At 68.8% G+C, this 15,974-nt stretch carries 9 protein-coding genes and 4 pseudogenes; 6 read left to right on the forward strand and 7 right to left on the reverse strand.

Going from position 1 to position 15,974, the window contains the following annotated elements; translation table 11 throughout:
* Nucleotides 1–85 precede the first annotated feature (85 nt).
* From OG306_RS02560 to OG306_RS02575, 4 genes are all read right to left on the reverse strand, one after another.
* Nucleotides 86–2,308 carry an NADP-dependent isocitrate dehydrogenase gene (locus OG306_RS02560; protein ID WP_266744427.1) on the reverse strand — a complete coding sequence of 741 codons (2,223 nt, stop codon included), beginning with the start codon at nt 2,306–2,308 and terminating at the stop codon, nt 86–88.
* A gap of 115 nt (nt 2,309–2,423) precedes the next feature.
* Nucleotides 2,424–3,536 carry a glutathione S-transferase family protein gene (locus OG306_RS02565; RefSeq protein ID WP_266907470.1) on the reverse strand — a complete coding sequence of 371 codons (1,113 nt, stop codon included), beginning with the start codon at nt 3,534–3,536 and terminating at the stop codon, nt 2,424–2,426.
* The gene (locus OG306_RS02570) at nt 3,533–5,047 is read right to left on the reverse strand and encodes an MFS transporter (protein ID WP_266744429.1); all 1,515 of its coding nucleotides are present in this window, start codon (nt 5,045–5,047) and stop codon (nt 3,533–3,535) included. The genes OG306_RS02565 and OG306_RS02570 overlap by 4 nt, the downstream gene beginning before the upstream one ends.
* Nucleotides 5,048–5,329: 282 nt before the next feature.
* Nucleotides 5,330–6,052: a hypothetical protein gene (locus tag OG306_RS02575; protein WP_266744430.1), complete on the reverse strand. Its 723-nt coding sequence runs from the start codon at nt 6,050–6,052 to the stop codon at nt 5,330–5,332.
* Between the two features lie 339 nt (nt 6,053–6,391).
* Here OG306_RS02575 and OG306_RS02580 point away from each other — a divergent pair.
* The 3 genes and pseudogenes from OG306_RS02580 to OG306_RS02590 all read left to right on the forward strand — a co-directional run.
* Nucleotides 6,392–6,604 (forward strand): annotated as a pseudogene (locus OG306_RS02580) (DUF2267 domain-containing protein); the annotation flags it as partial.
* 123 nt (nt 6,605–6,727) lie between these two features.
* Nucleotides 6,728–7,507: a VOC family protein gene (locus OG306_RS02585; protein WP_266744431.1), complete on the forward strand. Its 780-nt coding sequence runs from the start codon at nt 6,728–6,730 to the stop codon at nt 7,505–7,507.
* Nucleotides 7,508–7,645: 138 nt separating this feature from the next.
* Nucleotides 7,646–7,948: pseudogene (locus OG306_RS02590) on the forward strand (IS110 family transposase); the annotation flags it as partial.
* Nucleotides 7,949–8,057: 109 nt separating this feature from the next.
* Here OG306_RS02590 and OG306_RS02595 read toward each other — a convergent pair.
* Nucleotides 8,058–9,458, reverse strand: coding sequence for a cytochrome P450 (locus OG306_RS02595; protein ID WP_371665090.1), 1,401 nt, complete (start codon nt 9,456–9,458; stop codon nt 8,058–8,060).
* Between the two features lie 292 nt (nt 9,459–9,750).
* Here OG306_RS02595 and OG306_RS02600 point away from each other — a divergent pair.
* A pseudogene (locus OG306_RS02600) lies at nt 9,751–10,017 on the forward strand (integrase core domain-containing protein); the annotation flags it as partial.
* A 1,293-nt stretch (nt 10,018–11,310) separates the two neighbouring features.
* On the opposite strand, the gene OG306_RS02605 reads toward OG306_RS02600, so the two are convergent.
* On the reverse strand, nt 11,311–12,489 hold the full coding sequence (locus tag OG306_RS02605; protein ID WP_266744433.1) for a DUF418 domain-containing protein: 1,179 nt from the start codon (nt 12,487–12,489) through the stop codon (nt 11,311–11,313).
* A 244-nt stretch (nt 12,490–12,733) separates the two neighbouring features.
* Between OG306_RS02605 and OG306_RS02610 the strand changes: the two genes are divergently transcribed.
* Both OG306_RS02610 and OG306_RS02615 read left to right on the forward strand, forming a co-directional pair.
* Complete coding sequence (locus OG306_RS02610; RefSeq protein ID WP_266744434.1) at nt 12,734–13,255, forward strand: hypothetical protein; 522 nt, start codon at nt 12,734–12,736, stop codon at nt 13,253–13,255.
* A gap of 309 nt (nt 13,256–13,564) precedes the next feature.
* On the forward strand, nt 13,565–14,896 hold the full coding sequence (locus tag OG306_RS02615; RefSeq protein WP_266744435.1) for a hypothetical protein: 1,332 nt from the start codon (nt 13,565–13,567) through the stop codon (nt 14,894–14,896).
* A 313-nt stretch (nt 14,897–15,209) separates the two neighbouring features.
* Here the strand turns inward: OG306_RS02615 and OG306_RS02620 are convergent.
* Nucleotides 15,210–15,845, reverse strand: a pseudogene (locus OG306_RS02620) (site-specific integrase); the annotation flags it as partial.
* Between the last annotated feature and the right edge of the window lie 129 nt (nt 15,846–15,974).

The following is a 15,974-nucleotide window of genomic DNA, read 5'->3' on the forward strand; positions in this document are numbered from 1 at the left end:
GGCCGGGCGTGATGCCGGCCGGGGCGGAAGGGGCGAGGGGTGAGGGGTGAGGGGCGCCGGGACGCCCCCTCCCGTACCGGTCTCGTCAGCTCAGGCCGGCGATGGCCTGGGTGAACGTCGCCGACGGACGCATGACGGCCGACGCCTTGGCCGGGTCGGGCTGGTAGTAGCCGCCGATGTCGACCGGCGAGCCCTGCACCGCGATCAACTCGTCGACGATGGTCTGCTCCTGCTCGCCCAGCGTCTTCGCCAGCCCGGCGAACGCCTGCGCCAGCTGGGCGTCGTCGGTCTGCGCCGCCAGCTCCTGGGCCCAGTAGAGGGCCAGGTAGAAGTGGCTGCCGCGGTTGTCGATGCCGCCCAGCTTGCGGCTCGGCGACTTGTCCTCGTTGAGGAAGGTGCCGGTCGCGCGGTCGAGCGTGTCGGCAAGGACCTGGGCACGCGCGTTGCCCGTGGTCTTCGCCAGGTGCTCGAAGCTGGCAGCGAGCGCGAAGAACTCTCCCAGGCTGTCCCAGCGCAGGTAGTTCTCCTTGACGAGCTGCTGGACGTGCTTGGGCGCGGAACCGCCTGCGCCGGTCTCGAACAGGCCGCCGCCGTTCATGAGCGGGACGACGGAGAGCATCTTCGCGCTCGTGCCCAGTTCGAGGATCGGGAACAGGTCGGTCAGGTAGTCACGCAGCACGTTGCCGGTGACGGAGATCGTGTCCTCGCCACGGCGGATGCGCTCCAGTGAGAACGCGGTCGCCTTCACCGGCGACATGATCTCGATCTGCAGGCCCTCGGTGTCGTGGTCGGCGAGGTACGTCTTGACCTTGGCGATCAGCTGCGCGTCGTGGGCACGGTCCTCGTCGAGCCAGAACACGGCCGGGACGCCCGTGGCACGGGCGCGGGTGACGGCGAGCTTGACCCAGTCCTGGATCGGCAGGTCCTTGGCCTGGCACATGCGGAAGATGTCGCCCGCGCCCACGGCCTGCTCCAGCACGACGTTGCCGCTGCCGTCGACGACCCGCACCGTACCGGTGGTGGGGACCTCGAAGGTCTTGTCGTGGCTGCCGTACTCCTCGGCCTTCTGCGCCATCAGGCCGACGTTCGGCACGGAGCCCATGGTCGACGGGTCGAAGGCGCCATGGGCGCGGCAGTCGTCGATGACGACCTGGTAGACACCCGCGTAGCTGCTGTCGGGGAGCACCGCGAGGGTGTCGGCCTCCTTGCCGTCCGGGCCCCACATGTGACCGGAGGTGCGGATCATGGCCGGCATGGAGGCGTCGACGATGACATCGCTCGGTACGTGCAGGTTGGTGATGCCCTTGTCGGAGTCGACCATGGCCAGCGCGGGGCCTTCGGCGAGCTCCGCCTCGAAGGATGCCTTGATCTCGGCGCCCACGTGCGGCACCGAGTCCAGGCCCTTGAGGATGCCGCCGAGGCCGTCGTTCGGGGAGAGACCGGCCGCGGCGAGCACCTGGCCGTACTTGGCAAAGGTGTTCGGGAAGAAGGCACGGACCACGTGGCCGAAGATGATGGGGTCGGAGACCTTCATCATCGTGGCCTTGAGATGGACGGAGAACAGCACGCCCTCGGCCTTGGCGCGGGCGACCTGCGCGGTGAAGAACTCGCGCAGGGCCGCGACGCGCATGACCGCCGCGTCGACGACCTCGCCCGCGAGCACCGGCACCGACTCACGGAGCACGGTGGTGCTGCCGTCGTCACCGGCGAGCTCGATCCGCAGCGAACCGGCCTCGGTGATGACCGTGGACTTCTCGGTGGAGCGGAAGTCGTCGACGCCCATGGTGGCGACGTTCGTCTTCGAGTCGGCGGACCACTTGCCCATGCGGTGCGGGTGCGTCTTGGCGTAGTTCTTGACCGAGGCGGGGGCACGGCGGTCGGAGTTGCCCTCGCGCAGCACGGGGTTCACCGCGCTGCCCTTGACCTTGTCGTAGCGCGCGCGGACGTCCTTGTCCTCATCGGTCTGCGGGTCGTCCGGGTAGTCCGGAAGCGCGTAGCCCTGCGCCTGGAGCTCGGCGATGGCAGCCTTCAGCTGCGGGATCGAGGCCGAGATGTTCGGCAGCTTGATGATGTTGGCCTCGGGCGTCTTGGCCAGCGCACCGAGCTCGGCGAGCGCGTCGTCGATGCGCTGGCTCTCCTGGAGACGCTCGGGGAAGCCGGCGATGATGCGGCCGGCCAGCGAGATGTCACGGCTCTCGACATTGACCCCGGCCGTGGAGGCGTAGGCCTGGACGACGGGCAAGAACGAATACGTCGCCAGGGCCGGGGCCTCGTCGGTGTGTGTATAGATGATGGTCGAGTCAGTCACCCTGTGCTCCGCTCCACGTCTGCAACATTGCTTGACATCAAGATATCTCGTGATCGCAGCCGACTCGACAGGGCCCTGCCCCCTGCTTCGGCGGGAGCCGCCGCGGGTGCCCGATTCAGGGACGCCCCGACGGCGGGACCTCCTCGCCGGGCGGCACCCGCCCGGGCGGGGTGCCGCCGCCGAACGGGCGTCCGCCCAGCTCTTCCCGGTGGTGCGGGGTCAGCCAGCCGGACAGCTCGGGGCCGACGGGCACGATGCCGGTGGGGTTGATGCCGGTGTGGACCCGGTAGTAGTGCTGCTTGATGTGGCGGAAGTCGACCGTGTCACCGAATCCGGGGGTCTGGTACAGGTCCCTGGCGTACGCCCACAGGACCCGGTCCTCGGCCAGTTTCGAGCGGTTGCACTTGAAGTGTCCGTGGTAGACGGCGTCGAAGCGCACCAGCGTGGTGAACAGCCTGATGTCCGCCTCGGTGAGGGTTTCGCCGACGAGGTAGCGCCGGTCCGCGAGACGCTCGGACACCAGGTCCAGGCGGCGGAACACATCCTCGTACGCGGCTACGTAGTCGGACTGCTCCGCCGCGAAGCCCGCGCGGTACACCCCGTTGTTCACATCACGGTAGATGCCCTCCATGACCTCGTCGATCTCGTCACGCAGGGCTTCGGGATACAGATCGGGGGCGCCGGGCCGGTGCAGCGCGGTCCACTCGGTCGCGAAGTCCAGCGTGATCTGCTGGAAGTCGTTGGTGACGAGTCTGCCGCTGGGTACGTCGACGATCGCGGGCACACTGACGCCGCCGGGGTAGTCCCGTTCCCGCGCGTCGTACGCCTCGCTGAGGTATCTGATGCCGAGCACCGGGTCCCGGCCGCCCTCGTCCAGGGTGAAGCGCCAGCTGCGGTCGTCCTGGATCGGATCGGTGACGGCCAGCGAGAGCGCTCCTTCCAGCCCAAGGAGCCGCCGGGACACGAGTGCGCGGCTCGCCCACGGGCAGGCGCGGCTGACGACCAGCCGGTAGCGGCCGGCCTCGACGGGCCAGCCGTCGCGGCCGTCGGCGGTGATCCGGTCGGCGAAGTGGCTCCGGGAACGTTTGAAGGCCTTGTGCCCGTACGCCGCGTTGCCGTCGGGCTCGATACCGTTCTCTGTGCCAGTGGTGTCCGTGCCGGTGGTGCCCGTGGTGCCTGTGCCGGTGGTGCCTGTGCCGGTGGTTTCGCTCGGCTCGCTCTCCTTCATGGCGTTCTCCCTGCCGATGGAATACGGACGGATCGTTGTGCACGGCTCCTGCCCCGGCGTTCCCCGAACACGTCTGCCAGCCCTATGACCAGCGCGGCCCCGATGAAGGCTCCCGCGACGACAAGTCCGTGGTCGTACGCGGTGGCCCACCCGTCGCCGCCGAGCTGGGCGAAGAACACCGAGCCGACCGCCGCGATACCGATCGCCGAACCGACGCGCTGGCCGGTCTGGAGGGTGCCGCCGGCGCTCCCGGCCGTGGCCACCGGCACCTCGGAGAGGGTCAGCGCCTGGTTCGGGGAAATGACCAGGCCACTGCCCAGACCCGCCAGCAGCAGCGGGGCTGCCATCACCCACCCCGCGTCCCGCCCCGGTACCAGGTGCACGGCGAGCGCGGTGCCCGCCAGCCCCACGACCACCGTGATCAGCCCGGCCACGACGAGGGGGCGTCCCAGGCGGCCGACCCATCGGCCGCCCGGGCCCGCCGCGACGGCCGAACCCAGCGCGAAGGGCGTGATGGCAATCCCGGCCTGCAGGGCGGAGTAGTGCAGTCCGTTCTGCAGGTAGAGCGTGGTGATGAAGAAGATCGCGGTGAATCCGCAGAAGTACAGCAGGATCAGCAGGCAGCCGAGCCAGTAGGAGCGGACCCGGAAGAGCGACAGGTCGACGACGGGGTGTGTGCCGCGCCTGCCGCACCGGGACTCCCAGCCGATGAAGGCGGCGAGCAGTGCCGCGGCCACCGGGATCAGCAGCCATTTCCGGTCGCCCGGCCACTGCTGCGCCTGGACGAACGGCAGCAGCAGCGTCAGTACGCCCGCGCCGAGCAACAGGACCCCGAAGGGATCCAGATCGCGCAGTCGCACCCGGCCGGCCGAGGGGGTGTCCGGGAGCAGCCGCCGGGCGAGGAGGAGGCAGACGGCCCCGAGCGGCAGATTGACGTAGAACACCCAGCGCCAGCCCTCCTGGGCCCCGGCCGCCTGGATCAGCAGCCCACCCGACAGCGGGCCCACAGCGGTGGAGATGCCGACCACCGTGCCGAACATGCCGAAGGCCCGGCCGCGCTCGTGACCGGAGAACATCTGCTGGATCAACGCGGAGATCTGGGGCGAGATCATGCCTCCGGCGAGGCCCTGGGCCAATCGGGCGACGACCAGCCAGAGACTGGACTGGGAAGCCCCGCAGGCCGCCGACGCCAGGGTGAACAGGGCCAGCCCGACCATGAACACCACGCGGCGTCCCCGTGCGTCACCGAGCCGTCCGGCGGGGATCAGGAACAGACCGAAGGCGAGTGCGTAACCGGAGAGGACCCATTGCAGATCGGACTCCGAGGTGTGAAGCCCTTCCCTGATCGACGGCAGGGCGACGTTGACGATGGATACGTCCAGCAAGGTCATGAACCCCGCGATCAGACACACCGTGAGCGCCTGCCATCGGCGCGGGTCGGGGGTTCCGGAGCCTGCGGCAGAGTGATCACCCCACCCCGCAGCACCCCGGTGAGCTGCACTCTCTGCCATGGCTCGCACCCTAGGACGAAGCGGCCCGATACTCATCCCGGCAGGGCCGCGACGGCGGTATTTCCGGCATCGGACGGCGGTCCTTCCCGCATCGGACGGCGGTCCTTCCGCATCGGACCCGCGCCACTGGGCGCGCACCCGGATGTGGCGCGGCTGGTACTGAAGCGCTTCGACGAGGCGTTCGGGGGCACGGCGCAGCGCAGAAGTACCGCCCGGCCGTTCCTGTGGCGGACCGGCCGGGCGCGTGGCCGCCGCGTGGCCGTGTACGCCGGACCCGTGGGCTCACCTTCGCGCGGTCCCCGGGTTCTGCCGCTCCGGGGGCATGGTCACTCCGCGCCGCCGGCTGGCGGTGTGCCTGCGCAGGTTGTCGACCTGCTGGACGAGGTGGTCGATGCGGTCGGCGAGGTCACGATGGTCCTCCAGGTGGAGGCGCGCGTCGGCCAGCGGCCCGACGAGACGGGCGGGGTCGTCTCCGCCGAGGGCGTCGTTGAGCTCGTCGACAGCCGCCACGGCCCGCTCGGGGAGGTCGGTGAGGGAGGTGATCCGGCCGGCGAGCCGACGCAGGTCCGCCGCATTGTCCCGCGCCCAGGCGGCGACCGTGCGGTTGGCGGCGCGGCGGTCGCGGGTGGCCTGTACCCGTTGTTCACCGGTGGTGCCCAGCGGCCCCGTACGCAGCCGCAGGTAGCGGCGCTCGGCGGCCTGCCGGCTGGTGACACCGAGCGGCTGGGCGATCTCGGCCCAGCTGGCTCCGGCCTCGCGGGCGACCTCGATGAGGGACGGCTCCCATGCTGCAAGCCGTCGGCTTACGTCCCGTAGCAGAAGGAGGGCGTCCAGCGCGTCCACGCGCTCGGGCACGGCGTCCGCGGGTTCCGGGCCGTCGGGTGTGCAGGCCTGCCGCAGGACGGCGTCGATCGTGCCGAGAGCGGTGGCGGCAGCGAGGAGCGAGGCCGGAACACCGGTGGTGCCGGGGATCTCGGCTGAGGCATGCTCGTCGACTTCGGTCACGGACCAGCCCTCCCGGACGTATGCGTGTCATCGTTCGCATGACATCACACTTGTCATCCTTTGGACGACATGTTACAACCGACTTGAGGCGTATGACGAAAATGTCCGGACTCCTCCCGGAGGTGGTGCGTGATGCCGATGCGCACCAGCCCCTTCCGTGAACTCGATCGGCTCACCCGGGAGATCGCGACCGGCCGGGCGCGTCGGCTCCGACAAGCGGATCACCGCCTGACGCGTTGGATCGGTGGACCGCGGAGGGCGGGGTACACGCCCTTTCCCCCTTCCTCGCCCCGCCCGCGGTCCACGGGAAGGGGCCGCCCTTGACGCACATGCGAAGGGCAGTCGTTCCTCGAAACGGTCCAGGAACGCGGCGCCTGTCCCACGCCCCAGGAAGCGGAAGGGGTCGCTCGCAAGGGCTTGGCACTGCTCGGGGCACATCTGGTCGGAAAGGAGCGGAGCGAGCCGACCGTACGGCTCCCCGGAACGTTCGCGCTGATCCTGCTCAACCCGCCGCAGGCCGCCGAACCACTCACCCCCGAACGGTTCGTGCGCCCCCCGTCCGGCTGAGAGGCCGGCGGTGACCGGTACGCCCTTGGACGTTCGAAGGCTCCGCCGACTGCCGGAAACGCCGCACGCGCACCGCGCGGGCGACGCGTCGACCGCAAGGAGCATCGAATGTCGGCCTTCGAACGGATCACGCCGGTGACCGGCGCACCGTGCTGGGTGAACCTGATGACACACGATCTGCCTGCCGCGCAGTCCTTCTACGCGTCGGTCATGGACTGGGACTTCCGTGACAGCGACCTCGGCAGCGATTTCTCGGTGGCAACGGCGCACGGCAAGCCCGTTGCCGGAATCGGATCGCGCTGCCCCTGCATCGGCCCGCCGACGGTCTGGACACCGTACTTCGCCGTGAAGCACGCCGATGAGACGGCGAACCGGGTCAAAGAGCGCGGCGCGACCCTCGCGAACGGGCCGCTGGACCTGGGCAAGGGGCGAGCGGCGCTCGCCACGGACCGCGACGGGGCCGTCTTCGGTTTCTGGGAGGGCCCCGCCCTGGCCTGGTCGGTCGGGTACGGCAGCGCTCCCGCCCGGCTGGACCTGCAGACGCATGACGCCTTCGAGGCCGCCGGCTTCTACACAGCGGTCCTCGGCTGGGCCAGACCGCCCGGCGGTTGCATGGTCGACTACGCGCAGGACCACGTCTTCGTCCAGGTCGGCGGACGTACGGTCGTCACGCTGCGCGGCGGGGGCGTCGAATCCGCCCCCGATCCGAGGATCCGGCCCCGTTGGATCGTGGACTTCCACGTCCCGGACATCGAGCGGACCGCAGCGGCCGCGACCGCCGCCGGGGGCGAGGTCTCACCGATCGCCTCCTCGCACGCCGGCTCCCCGAAGGCCGCGTCCGTCATTCGCGACCCGGACGGCGGCCTCTTCACCGTGTCCGAGGTGTAGCGAACGGAGACGTAGTACGGAGACGCAAGAGCGAACCGGAACTGCATCTGCAACGCCAGTAGCTCTACGCGCGGCTCCACCGGGCCTTCGACCTCCTGGGCGGGGACCCGACGGGAACGCCTCGGGCACTGGCCCTGCACCCGACGGATCAACCGTATGCGCGGCCAACTCACCAGTATTTTCCCGGCGTTGGAGCGCACCCTGGACTTGGGCAACATCGGCCCGCTGATCCTGTTGACCGGCTACCAGGTCCCGGCCGCCCTGCGCCGGACCGGCGCCAAGCGGCTGGAGACCTGGCTGCGCAACCGCAAGGTTCGCGGCGCCGAGGACCTTGCCGCAGCCGCCCTCGAAGCGGCCGAGCGCCAGCACACCGCTGTCCTCGGGGAGAAGATCACCGCGCGGGTGATCCACACCCTGGCGAAGGAGGTGATGGGCCTCAATGCCGCGACCCCACCGCCCGCCGACCTCGCCGCGATCGTGTTCCACCCGGAGACCGGCCTCACCCGCAGCGACTCAAGCGGGTACGCCCTCCGCGTTCCGCGAGGCACCCCTACCGAGGCCGATCCACGGGTCTTGAGCATTGCTCCTGCTCTGCGGGGGCGTTTCGTTGGTGCACGGTCATCAGCAGTGTGCTGGGCCGCACGGTTGCCTGGGCCACTGGCCGAACCGTCTGGTTCGGCGGGAGTTCGAACCGTAGGCGCCGGACGATCGTCGCGATGGCGGTGACCAGCTCGGTGAGGGCGAACCGGTCGCCGATGCACTTGTGTTTGCCTGCCCCGAAGGGGAGATACGCCCCCGGGGTGAACGCCTTGGTCTGCGCGTCCTCCAGCCAGCGGTCCGGGTTGAAGCTGAGGGGGTCGGGAAACAGCGCGGGGTCGCGGTGCAGGGCGTGCTGGCAGTAGGCGAGTTCCGTGCCGGCGGGGAGCGACCATGGCCCCAGGCGTGTCTGGGTGACGGTGCGACGGGTGACGAGCCACCCGGTGTGGTGCAGCCGCAGCGTCTCCCGGATGACGCGGTCGAGGTAAGGCAGGTGGGGAAGGTCCTCGAGCGCGATGGGTCGGCCTTCGAGGACCGTGTCGAGTTCGTCCAGGACCGTGCGTTCGATGTCGGCGTTGCGGGTGATTTCGTACAACGCCCAGGACAGCACCGAGGCGGTGGTCTCGGTGCCCGCCACGGCCAGAGTGAGGACCTCTGAAGCGATCTGGTGCCCGGTCAGCGGGCGGCCGGTCTCCTCGTCCGTGGCGCGCAGCAGCAGGGAAAGCATGTCGCCGGTGTCCTGCCCCGAGTCCTGGAGCTCGGCCACGGCCTGGGAGATGGTGGCCCGCACGGCGTCCCGGGCGGTGGTGAACCGGCGGTTGAAGGGCAGGGGGAGCCGCTCGACCCAGTCGGGCAGCATGACGCGTGCGCCGACACCGTTCATGACCACCGAGAGGTCCTCACGCAGCCGGCGGAATGTCACCTCGTCCAGGCTGCCGGAGAAAATGGTCTTGGCGAGCATGTCGAGGGATAGCTTGACCATGGCCTCGCGGACATCGAGCTGTCGGCCCGGAGCCCAGGTGTCGACGGCTGCGGTCGTCTCGCCCCGCATGATGTCGACGTAGCGGGAGATCTCCGGGCGGCCGAAGGCGGGTTGAAGCTGGCGCCGTTTACGGACGTGTTCCTGTCCCGCCGCGGTGACGACAGAGTCGCCCAGCAGCTGGCCCATCTTCTCGAAGAACCGTCCTTTGTCGAGGCTGGGGCCGAGGTCGGTCAGCATGGTGCGGATGAGGTCGGGGTCCTGGACGATCACCGTGCGGGTGCCGGGCTGGAGAGTGATCTCGACCAGCGGGCCGTAGCGGGTGCGCAGCGAGGCAATGAAGCCGAGGTTGTCGCGCATGAGCTGTATCGCGTGACCCAGGAGCGGGACCGAGCCCGCTGCCCTGGGTATGGAGGGAGGCGCTACGAGCGTCACGAGAACATGCCACCTTTCGAAGCGGTCTTGAGCGTCCTATAGCTTCCCTGTCCGCTCCCGTGGGTAATCGGTCCGGAGCGTGGTCAATGCCACGCGGGAGGGCGTTGGTGGTGCGTGCCGCAAGGGGAGCGGTTGCCCGGCGGCCGTGCAGGCAGGGCCGGGCGGGGGACTCCTGCCGTCGACGGGCCGCTCGGTGACGGCATGTGGGAGGGGCAGGCCGGAGGCGGCGCCGGTGTCATCCCCGATCAGGACGGCGTTCTTGTCACCGATGGTCTCCACGACGTAATCGCGCAGAGCGTGTGCCGTTTGCGAAAGGATCACCGGGACACTCCGGCGCGAGGCCCTTGACCACCTGCTGATCCTGAACGAAGCCCACGCTCGACGCGTGCTCGACGTCTACGCCTTCCACTACAACGGCCATCGCCCCCACCAGGCCCGGGGACAACTTCCTCCCCTCGCCCAGGAGCACCCGGCGTCCTCGACCGACTTGACCGCGCACCGACTCCTCCGCACCCGAGTACTGGGCGGCGTCATCAACGAGTACAGATACGCGGCTTGACCAGCAGCGATGAGTTTCTGAACGGCACAGGCTGGAACGTCCCCCTACACCACGTGCTGACGAGGCCCGGTGTACGCATAGACACCGACGTCCGGCCACAACCGAACGCATCCTGATTCGGACCTTGGCGCGCCCATGACGTTCTCGCACGTGCCCTTCGCTGCCGCAAGGCCGATACTGCCGACAGGAGCAGGTCAGCCGAGACCCGCCCGACCATCCAGCTAACCTGACGGCTCGTCACCAAAGTCGTGTCAGCATCAGTACCGCCAGAACCCGCTCACGACCGCCACGGACAGCCGAGATCACGATCTACCCATACTCACTCTGAACAGCGAAAACGCAGGACAACAACCCGCCTGCTCCCCTGCCTAGGAGATACCCGTGAGGATGCTCATCAACGTCCCGCAGTTTGGCGCGGCCGCAGGTCAGGCCCATGCTCGGAGGCCGTTGGTCAGCAAACTCCCAGCATGGGTCAGGAGACGTGTACTTGGCGACCCAGCTCGTCCGCGGAATGGGCAGCTTCTTCAAGAACTGCGCCTGCGCCCGCCAGAACCGTTGCGCCCACCCGTACGCCATTCGCTACCGCGATGCTGCCGGGCGCCAACGTGAGGAGACCGGGTACGCGACACAACAGTCGGCACTCGACCGGCTGACCAAAGTCTACGAGGAGAAGCGGACCACTCCTCGCGCCCAGGCCGACCTGAAGCGTGAGATTGGCAAGCAGCGCTTCAGGCACTACGCCTCCACGTGGCTCACCTGGCAACGTCATTACGCCCCCGGCAGCGTGCGCTCGGTCACTCAAGTGCTCAACGGCCAGATCCTGCCGGTGCTCGAGTCTCGGCGGATGAACACGTTCACGGCGACGGTCGTCGACGACTTCATCATGTCGATGGAGGAACGTTCCGTCGGGCTGGCGGCCCAACAGAACGCATTCGACACCCTGAAGAAGATCCTTCTCGACGCACGTCGTCGCGGCGGAATCACCGAGGACCCTTTCGAAGGTGTCATCCCGCCTGAGTACATCCCCCGCAAGATCACCATCCCGACGCTGGACGAGATACATGCCCTGAAGGCCGTCAGCAGCGACGGGCTCCGGCTCGTCATCGACCTCATGTCCGGCTGCGGTCTCCGCAACGGGGAGGCATACGCCGCACCCTCACTCGATTTCATAGCGCCTCGTGGCGCACCACGGGATGTCGCACAGATCCACGGAGACACGCGGCGCACCGCAGCGGTCGTCGCCAGGGGGCGTCGACCGCCGACGTCGGGGCGTCGATCCGGCCGGTTCTGCGCTCAGCGGATGTGCCGGGCCAGGCCCGTCGCCCTGGTCATCAGCCATTCGAGTGGTCCGCGCTGCTGGAAGCGCGACCAGACGGTCGCGAACACGATGGCGGCCGCGATGAAGCCGAGCAGGACATACAGGGGCGATCCGGGTAGTTCCTCGATGCCCAGGAACCGGATGGCGACGAGGTGGAAGACATACGCGGTCAGCGACATGGAACCGACTGCGATGACCGGCCGGGCAAGGGACTGGAGCCGCGGGAGGGCGTCCGTCAGAGCCAGACACGCGGTCACGGCCATGATCGCCACACCGGTGTTGCCCAGTATCGACAGGGTGGTCTCACTGTGCGGGGAGGCAGCCAGCAGCCAGGCGGGGGTGTCACCGGACGGAGAACCCGCGATGTCGGACCACCACACGCTCGCCCCACCCGCGCCGATGGCGTCGGCGGCGCCGGGAAAGACGTGCAGCGCCAGCCAGGAGCCTCCGTAGCCGATGATCATGAGGGCGGCACCCGTGAGGGCCAGGCGTATCCGGACAGCGGTGGCAGCCAGGTCCAGGCGGGCCACGGCCATGCCGGCGATCACGAACGGGATCCAGGTCAGGGCCGGGTAGGCGCCGGTGAAGAGCAGCGAGACGATGCCGTCGGGCTCACCGGGCGAGCGAACGTCGCTGTCGCCGATCGCCTGCTGCACCACGTAGAGCACCTGGGGCAGGACGACGGCCGTTCCCGCGGCGATCGCCGCCAAGGGGCCGGCGCCAAGCCGGTACAGCGGCAGTACGAGCAGGAAGTACAGGCCGTAGAAGGCAAGGATCACATCGACCGGGGTGCCGCTCATGGTCAGCACGGTGCCCAGGGCCAGAAGGATCACGGCCCGGATCACCAGCTTGGCCACTGCCTGGCGCCCGGCCCGCCCCGTCTTCGACGTCCTGCGCCCCGTGATGAGAACAACGGCGAAGCCCGCCAGGAAGGCGAAGAGCGCGGAGGACCTGCCGTGGGCCAGCTCCATCAGGAAGCCGGTCACACCGCCCTGGTCAGGGTCGGGCCCCACATGAGCCGCGTACATGCCGAACACCGCGAGCCCGCGGGCCAGGTCCAGCCCGATCAGTCGGCCCGCCGGTGCCTTCCCGCTGTCGCGCACGGGGGCCGGGGCGTCTACCACAGGAGCTGCGACGTCTGAGTACTGAGTCATGCCTTCCAGGTTTGAGAGTGGGCTGATCGCCGGGTATCCGGCAGATGTCCGGGCTACCCCGGCCATCCGGCGGAGGCCCACCTGCCGGGTGTCTGGAGCCGCTGCTCGCGGAGCCTCCCTGGTCATCCGGGGCTTGGGGCTCGGTGCTCTCGGTGCAGCAGTGCAGCAGGCATGGACAGCCATCGGCGTGTGTAATTCGAATGTACAGCCGACGGCCGCGAACAGACTGCGAGGTGGAACACATGTGATCCGCCTCGTGGTGGTGGACGGCGAGGCACTGCTCCGATCCGGCTTCCGGCTCATCCTCAACGCGGCCGACGACATCGAGGTCGTCGCGACCGCGACCGGTGCCGGCCGTCGACACCGTCCGCGCGGAGCGCCCGGACGTAGACCTGTCCGGCATCCGGATGCCGGACATCGCCAGCCTCACAACTGGAAACCGGCGGCACCGGAGTTCAGGGCGGCCAGGACGTACTCGTTGCTGCCCAAGCCGGTCGGCATGGGCATCACAAGTGTGTCGGGCATCATACGCAGCTCGCGCTGGAAGGACACCGAGCCGGACCAGCCGGCCCGTTTGGTGCCCACTCTGGCCGTTGGCCGCGGTGCCCTCGTCGCACAGGGCCTGTCCCACGCGATGCGGGTTTACGCGCCGCAGCCCCTCCGCGCTGAGCTTGATGTTCACCCTCGCTCGTCACCCGACCTGGTTTCGGGCGCACGTGACGCGGCCGCCCCCCGACGCTTCGAGATGTTGAGTGACGGAGGGTGAAGGAATGGTCGCAGAGCATGAACGGCCCTGCCGATGTACGACGCGGTCAATCACGGCCGGCTGGAGCCGTGCCGCCTGCGCAGGCTGCCGGCCTCCACGCCACCGAGGTGACGGCGAGACGGGCCGCTTTTGCGCGACACGCTGAGTGATGGCATTGTCGCATTTGGTCACTATGAGGGCAGGTAACGGATCCCATCCTCTGCCCGGAGTTGTGACAAATCCCGTGCACTGCCCGCCCGCTCCCACGTGATCAGGGATGGACTGTGGCGGGCCCGTGAACAACACCTACGCAGAGGCGGTAGCTGTCCCATGGCACAGGAAGCCAGGATCGACGTCGAACTGACGTGGAAGCAGGCCGAGGAGAAGTCCTCGGCGGACAAGGTGGCGGAGTTCGCCAAGAACCTGCCGCAAGGCCCTTGGTTCGGCACCCCGACGGGCGTGGCGCGCAAAAGCGACCGGCAGCCGAAGCACACCTGGCCGCTTCGGTCCGCCCGACCGTACCGGCGGGAGGTGGCCCTCGGCGAGGCTGCGGTCTACCTCGCCGACGGCCACGACGAGCTGGAGCGGCCGTTCATCTTCGCGGACGGCTTCAACTACGGCCGCAGTGACCTGCCGGGGCTGTTCGCCCACTTCAACGCGCCCTACCCGGGCAGCAACGTGGGCTTCCTCGAGCAGCTGCTCACCGCGGGCATCGACGTTGTCCTGGTCGGCTTCGAGGAGCGCCACACCTACATCCAGGCCAACGCCGGGGTGGTGATCAGCGCCATCAACAGGGTCATCCAAGAGAGGCAGGGCGGTGAGCCACTGATCGTCGGCGGGGTCAGCATGGGCGGCATCATCACCCGCTACGCCCTCGCCGAGATGGAGAACCAGCACCAGGACCACCAGACCGCGACCTACCTCTCCTGGGACTCCCCACACAACGGCGCCTGGATCCCGCTGATCCTCCAGCAGATGGCCTACTTCTTCGAGTCGCTGCCGGCCAAGCCCGGCAAGGTCAAGGAGGCCGAGCTGATCAGGAGCCCCGCCGCGCAGCAGCTGCTGTACGCATGGGTCCCGGACGCGAAGTACGAAGGCCCCGTCGCCACCTCCAGCGAACTGCGCACGCAGTTCCTGGCCGAACTGCGCGACCTCGGCCAGTTCCCGCGACGGCCGCGCAAGCTGGGCGTGGCCAACGGCACCGGCAACGGCACCGGCCGCGACCTGCCGGCCGGCACGGAGGTGTTCAAGCGGCAGGTGCCGCTGGTCGTCTACGCCCAGGCGAACTTCCAGCCCGACGGCGGAACACGCAAGCCGATCGGTGAGATGCGGGCCGTCGGCCAGGTCCGACGGGGCTTCACCTCGTATGTTCCCGGCCTTGACGGCACGCCCGGTGGCACCCTCGGCTCCTTCGGCAATATCGCCGCGGCACTCGGGGCTGACATCCCGGAGAAGTACAAGTTCAGCTGCTTCGTCCCTTCCGTGAGTGCGGTCGCGCTGGACTACGACCCGGCCAAGTGGGACGTCGACCCGTACGAGAAGGTCGAGGAAGCCGACGAGAAGAGCGCGCTCGACGAGTTCAAGTGCGACAGCGAGAACACCGAGCACAGCCAGGTGACCAAGCCACTGGTCGACTGGATCATGGAGCGAATCGTCCACTGATACCGACAACTTGGACAGTGCGCGACTTCGGCGGGCTACCAGCCCGGGGTGGCCGCACTGCGGCATTCCGGACGGCGGACCAAAGCGCAGGGCTGCGTCATTCTCGCGGCTGGGTGTCCGGTGGAAGACCACGGCAAGTCCGGGCTGGGACGTGGCCAAGCACGGTGTTCGACGATCGCTCCATCCATGCCACGGAGACTCGTCGGCACCGGCTTGACCACGTCCCAGCCCCTCAGCAACTCGCGCTAGGCACGACTTCTTCGACCGCTTCGAGCCTCCGGCTCCCGACAAGGAAGCGGTCATCTACACCGGCGCCCCGGACACCGTGCTCCCAGTGGACATCCCCCATGCAAACGCCGCACAGCTCCTCCGCACGGACACCGGACAGATATTCGTCATCACGTAGTCGCGGCAGGCGACCAGGTACTTCCGCGCCCAGGGCAGGTCCTCGCGCCAGCGGCCGAAGAACGCCTTCATCGCCGCCTGCGACGGCGGGATCTGCAACCCTAAGTCACCACGATGCCGGGGCCAGTTGAATGGGCCGGTTCGGCGACTCCACCACGGCGCCGAACCGGCCCAGGATCTCGCCCGCGTTCCGCTGCTCCAGGAACGCGAAGTACCCGTCGATCTTGACGATCTTGTACCGCATCGTCGACTGAGCCCGCTTCCCCGGCCCGGCGAAGTACCTATCGACCTCACGGGACGAGAGCTGCCACGGCACCGTGCCGTAGAACTCGCAGACCTCGATCACCGGCTTGATCAAACCGTCCAGCGTCTCCTGCGCCAGCCCGGCCGCGTCCCTGGCCCACTGATACTCCGACAGTGTGTCCAGGAAGGAGCTCTCCTCGTCGAACGCCGAGATCCGCGCCTGCCGGCGCCGTTGGAGCGTTACGACGTCCGCGAGCGCTGCGACCAGCAGGCCCGTAGCGTCGACGGGCTTCTCGATCAGGACGTCAGGGTGACCCACCGACCGGTGCCGCCTGTCTCGACGCATTCCTGATACGGATTCAGCGGACCCGGCTGTTCCCGACAGCTCCAGACAGATCCTGCGGCGTGGACGCTCGTGGCCCCTTCGCCG

Source organism: Streptomyces sp. NBC_01241, assembly GCF_041435435.1.
Taxonomy (GTDB): domain Bacteria; phylum Actinomycetota; class Actinomycetes; order Streptomycetales; family Streptomycetaceae; genus Streptomyces.